General features: G+C 45.1%; 5 protein-coding genes and 1 pseudogene. All 6 read left to right on the plus strand.

What is annotated here, in order from left to right; translation table 11 throughout:
• A pseudogene (locus ACE1CC_RS33295) lies at positions 1 to 276 on the plus strand (hypothetical protein); the annotation flags it as partial.
• Between the two features lie 4 nt (positions 277 to 280).
• Positions 281 to 823 carry a Holliday junction resolvase RuvX gene (gene ruvX, locus ACE1CC_RS33300; RefSeq protein WP_413274730.1) on the plus strand — a complete coding sequence of 181 codons (543 nt, stop codon included), beginning with the start codon at positions 281 to 283 and terminating at the stop codon, positions 821 to 823.
• The gene (locus tag ACE1CC_RS33305) at positions 816 to 1382 is read left to right on the plus strand and encodes a DUF3727 domain-containing protein (RefSeq protein WP_413274731.1); all 567 of its coding nucleotides are present in this window, start codon (positions 816 to 818) and stop codon (positions 1380 to 1382) included. The genes ruvX and ACE1CC_RS33305 overlap by 8 nt, the downstream gene beginning before the upstream one ends.
• Positions 1383 to 1514: 132 nt before the next feature.
• Positions 1515 to 2621: an endolytic transglycosylase MltG gene (gene mltG / locus ACE1CC_RS33310; protein WP_413274732.1), complete on the plus strand. Its 1107-nt coding sequence runs from the start codon at positions 1515 to 1517 to the stop codon at positions 2619 to 2621.
• A gap of 261 nt (positions 2622 to 2882) precedes the next feature.
• Complete coding sequence (locus ACE1CC_RS33315) at positions 2883 to 3416, plus strand: YqeG family HAD IIIA-type phosphatase (RefSeq protein ID WP_413274733.1); 534 nt, start codon at positions 2883 to 2885, stop codon at positions 3414 to 3416.
• A 148-nt stretch (positions 3417 to 3564) separates the two neighbouring features.
• Entirely contained in the window at positions 3565 to 4677 is a 1113-nt protein-coding gene (gene proB / locus ACE1CC_RS33320) for a glutamate 5-kinase (RefSeq protein ID WP_413274734.1), read from the plus strand.
• Positions 4678 to 4950: the final 273 nt, after the last annotated feature.

A 4950-nucleotide genomic window follows, 5' to 3' on the forward strand; every position in this document is an offset into this window, starting at 1 on the left:
AGCACATTCATCGAAATGATGGGTACAACTATGCAACATGAAAAGATGATTCGCTGCGCTCAATCTGAGTTAGCTGGTCGCAATTCCCCTCCCGCTAACCCTATCGGGTGTAACGGGAGTCCCCTTGCTCCATTGAGATGGCGAGATGGGGAGATGGGTTCGATTAGAGGAGATAGGCAGATGGGGAGACAATTAAAGAATTTTATCTTGCTCTCGGCCTTTTGCCTTCTGCCTTTTGCCTTCTGCCTTTTGCCTTTTGCCTTTTCCTTAATTTAAAACTATGACCGAAAACCAAAACCTCCCCCCTGCCCCCCTGCCCCTCTGCCCCCCTGCCCCCCTGCCTCCCTGCCCCCCTGCCTCCCTGCCCCAAATCTCTGCACTGGGGCTGGATATTGGTCGGAAGCGGATTGGGGTAGCGGGGTGCGATCGCACAGGTTTAATCGCCACCGGACTAACCACCATAGAGCGCAAATCCTTTGCCGACGACCTGGCAAAATTTCAACAACTAGTCACAGAACGAGAAGTAGAAATCTTAGTCGTAGGATTACCTTACTCAATGGACGGCAGCTTGGGCTACCAAGCCAAACAAGTACAAAAACTCGCCCGGAGTTATGCTAAAACCTTAAACTTGCCCTTAGAGTATGTAGACGAGCGACTAACCTCCTTTCAAGCCGAAGAACTCCTCAAAGCCGAAAACAGATCCCCCTCGAGAAATAAAAATTTGATCGATCGCAAAGCCGCAGCAATAATTCTGCAACAATGGTTGGACGAACGTCGAAAACGACAACAACAGTCCCCTCCTTTGGAGCCTAACCATGTCTGACAACAGTGACAATTTATATTCTCAAGACGAAGAAGATATCGTCAGCTTGATCGATCCAGAAGGTCGCGAACTTCTCTGCTACGTAGAGGAATATATTGAGCTAGAAGACGATGAATATCTCGTTCTCCTGCCAGTTGATGCCTCAGTAGATATTTTTATCGGCGATCCTGAAGCTGAAGAATTATCAGTAGTTCAAGATGAAGGAACGATCGAGAAAATTTACCCAGTCGCTCAAGCTGTCTTGGCAGAAAAAAACCTCAAACTCAAACGCACTCCCTTCGTCTTGACTGTAGAAGGCGAACTGCCCCCCGTTGACGAAGAAGAGCTACTGGAGTTAGAAATCCAAGACGAAGACGGTAACTCCTTAGAACCAGAAGCACTGCAACCACTTGCCAGCTTTTTCCATGAAGAAAAGGAATACAGCATCTACACTCCTTTATCTCCCTTAATTTTCTTCGGTCGTTTTAACGAAGATGGGAAAGCAGAATTACTCGGTGAGGAAGAATATCAGCGAGTCCAACCTCTACTGGAAGAGCAATTGTTTAACCAAATGGAATAAAAGTGTAGGTGATTAGTCAATAAGTCATTTATCATTTGGTTCGTATCCTCCACTGGGGCTTGCCCCTGTGATTGGATAAGTGGCTCAATACTAATCACCAATGTTGTTTTTCCCCATTAATGCTATTTGCAGATGAGCATTGTGCAACGCTTCTCTAAATCTTTCTTCTATCTAGCACTATTTCCCGCCGTAATAGTGCTAAGTGCTTGGCAAGGTTGGGCTTGGTGGAGTTGGGCGACAGCACCACCTGTACCTAAGTCATCTCCTGACGAAGCATTAGATGTTGACAAAACAGTAAAAATTCTGATTCCCCCAGGTTCCACTAGCAAACAAATTGGTAGTTACTTAGAATCAGCTGGGTTGATTCGTTCTAGTAATGCTTGGGATCTTTGGGCACGCTGGTTAAATACACAAAATAAAGCTGTGTTTAAAGCCGGGACTTACCAGCTTTCACCCACTCAGTCTTTAGTAGAAATTGCTGAGCAAATTAGTAAAGGTAGTGTGGTACAACTTAGCTTTACAATCCCGGAAGGTCGAAATCTCAAGCAAATGGCTGCTTACTTTGAATCCCAAGGCTTTTTTAGCGCCCAAGAATTTCTCGCTGCTACCAAGCAAATTCCTCGCGATCAATTTCCTTGGCTACCCACTGGTCTACCTCATCTAGAAGGCTTTTTGTACCCCGACACCTACAAAATAGCCAGCGGAGGTATCACTCCCCAAAAAATAATCAATATCATGCTCAAACGATTTGAGGAAGTGGCTCTGCCAATTTACCAACAAAATCCCCAACAAACTAAGATGAACCTTCTCCAATGGGTGACTCTTGCCAGTATCGTAGAAAAAGAGGCGGTGATTCCGGCAGAACGCCCCCGCATTGCAGGTGTGTTTACCCAACGCTTGCAAAAAGGCATGAGGCTGGAAGCCGATCCGACGGTTGAATATGGATTAAATATCCAACAAACAGCCGATCAACCCCTGACTTTTAAGCAAGTCAAAACTCCCTCTCCTTATAACACTTATCTGAATCGCGGTTTACCGCCAACCCCGATCGCCAGCCCCGGAAAAGCTAGTTTACAAGCTACCCTGACTCCAGAAAAAACTGATTATCTGTTTTTTGTGGCTCGTTACGATGGTACTCATGTCTTCAGTCGCACCCTAGCAGAACATGAAACAGCTGTGGCAGCGATCCGCAGACAACGAGTACAACAAAACCAAGGGACAAATCCTCAACCAAATTAGTTGTTAATTTGGCAGTCAGACCATAACAGTTAGGACTAAAGCTGCGTGTCACATTTGAACCCTTGTTGTCGGGTGCGTCAGATCTTATATTTGATCGAGAACATCAGGGTTTGGGTTTCTGATGCACCCTACAAATTATGTCAGTTGCGTAAGTCCTGACAGTGATGAGTTTTGTTCGCAGCAGTTTTTATCAGGCAAAACTCATCACTAAAAACTCGAATATCACCCTTATAATGATGACCAATTACCAAATAAATTCTTATGTCTTGGGGCGCACTCTTACAGCCAGATTTAATTTTAGAAGGCACAATTCTCCGGTTAACACCAGAAATTCTAGACTATTATCAGCTTAAAGGTTTGGTGTTAGATGTTGATGAAACTTTAGTACCTGTAAAAGTTTCTCAAGCTTCTGATGAACTATTACACTGGGTCGAAGAAATTCGTCAAGTAGCTCAATTGTGGCTGGTCAGTAATAACTTGAGTGAATCGAGAATTGGTAGAATTGCTCAAACTTTGAATGTACCCTACATTTTTGGTGCTAGCAAACCTTCTCGCCGCAAACTGCGAAGGGCTGTTTCACAAATGAATTTGCCCATAGAACAAGTAGCAATGGTTGGCGATCGCTTATTTACCGATGTCCTAGCAGGTAATCGTCTGGGAATGTTCACCATTTTAGTCGAACCGATCGTCCCTACCGGAGAAGCAATTCAATCCTACCCAATTCACACTCTCGAAGTCTGGCTATCCCAAATCCTCGGCGCAACTATCCCCGCGAAAAAACGCCATATCAGATAGTCAGGGGAGCAGGGGAGCAGGGGAGCAGGGGAGCAGGGGAGCAGGGGAGCAGGGGAGATGCACAAAGAAGATCAGAAGATGAAGTTATGTCTGTCAATGCAACTATTGGATAAGATCTAAAATCTAAAATCTAAAATCAATTGATTTTATGAATCAAACTATAGTTGTAAAAATTGGTACTTCTAGCTTAACTAATCCCTCTACTGGTAACTTAGCTCTCTCCACCATTGCTGGGTTAGTTGAAGTTCTTAGCCGTCTCCGTGCTGCGGGAAACAATGTAATTTTAGTAACATCAGGGGCAGTGGGTGTAGGTTGTGCCCGTCTCGGACTACATGAACGTCCCCGGAATATAGCGGTAAAACAAGCAGTAGCCGCTGTGGGGCAAGGTAGATTAATGCGAGTCTATGATGATTTGTTTACTTCCCTACAACAGCCGATCGCACAAGTATTACTCACTCGTAGCGATTTAGTCCAACGCAGTCGCTATGTCAATGCTCACAACACTTTTGCAGCTTTATTAAAGTTAGGTGTCATCCCGATTGTCAATGAAAATGATACCGTCGCCATTGAAGAGTTAAAATTTGGCGATAATGACACACTCTCCGCCAGAGTCGCTAGTTTATTAGAGGCAGATTGGCTATTTTTACTCACAGATGTAGATAGACTGTATTCCGCAGATCCTCGCAGTCACCCCGATGCTCAACCTATTACTTTAGTGAGGCACATCGATCAATTAGGAGAATTGGAAGTGCAAACAGGCGATCGCGGTTCTCAGTGGGGGACTGGTGGTATGATGACTAAAATTGCAGCCGCCCGCATCGCTACTGCTTCTGGGGTTCGCACAGTGATTACAGAAGGCAAAAACCCTGGAAACATTGAGAAAATTCTCATAGGAGAACCAATAGGTACGCATTTTGAACCTCAACCCCAACCCGGTAATGCTCGGAAACGCTGGATTGCTTACGGTTTAGTTCCTTGTGGTAAAATCTATCTGGATCAAGGGGCAGTAAATGCGATCGCCAAAGCCGGAAAATCTCTATTAGCTGCCGGAATTACCCAAATAGAAGGTGAATTTCACAACTCTGATGCAGTGCAACTGTGCGATACCACAGGTCGAGAAATTGCTAGAGGAATTGTCAACTACAGTAGTAGTGAACTAAAAAAAATTCAAGGTCGTCAATCAGTAGAAATTACCGCAATCTTAGGCTACCCAGGTGCAGAAACCGTAGTTCACCGAGATAACTTGGTACTGAGCAATTAGGCAGAAGGCAGGGGGAAAGTTTTCAGTTTCTCGTCAGGAGAGTTTTGAGTTAGGAACAGAGATCCAAGGGTTCCTGGAACCCCTGGAGATCCTAACTGCTGTAAGAAGCCCAAGTCAACCGCCCCACCCACAAGGGGATGGGGCTTGTAACTAACCAGAGAAACTGGTTGAAACATCTGGGTTATTGACTGAACCCTGCTCCTGAGTCCCTTGGGTAGAGGAGAGAAAATAATCGTCGCGAATATTCTTGGCAGCATTCAAATCGGCATGAGT

It is taken from the genome of Floridaenema aerugineum BLCC-F46, assembly GCF_041929345.1.
Classification (GTDB): Bacteria; Cyanobacteriota; Cyanobacteriia; order Cyanobacteriales; family Aerosakkonemataceae; genus Floridanema; species Floridanema aerugineum.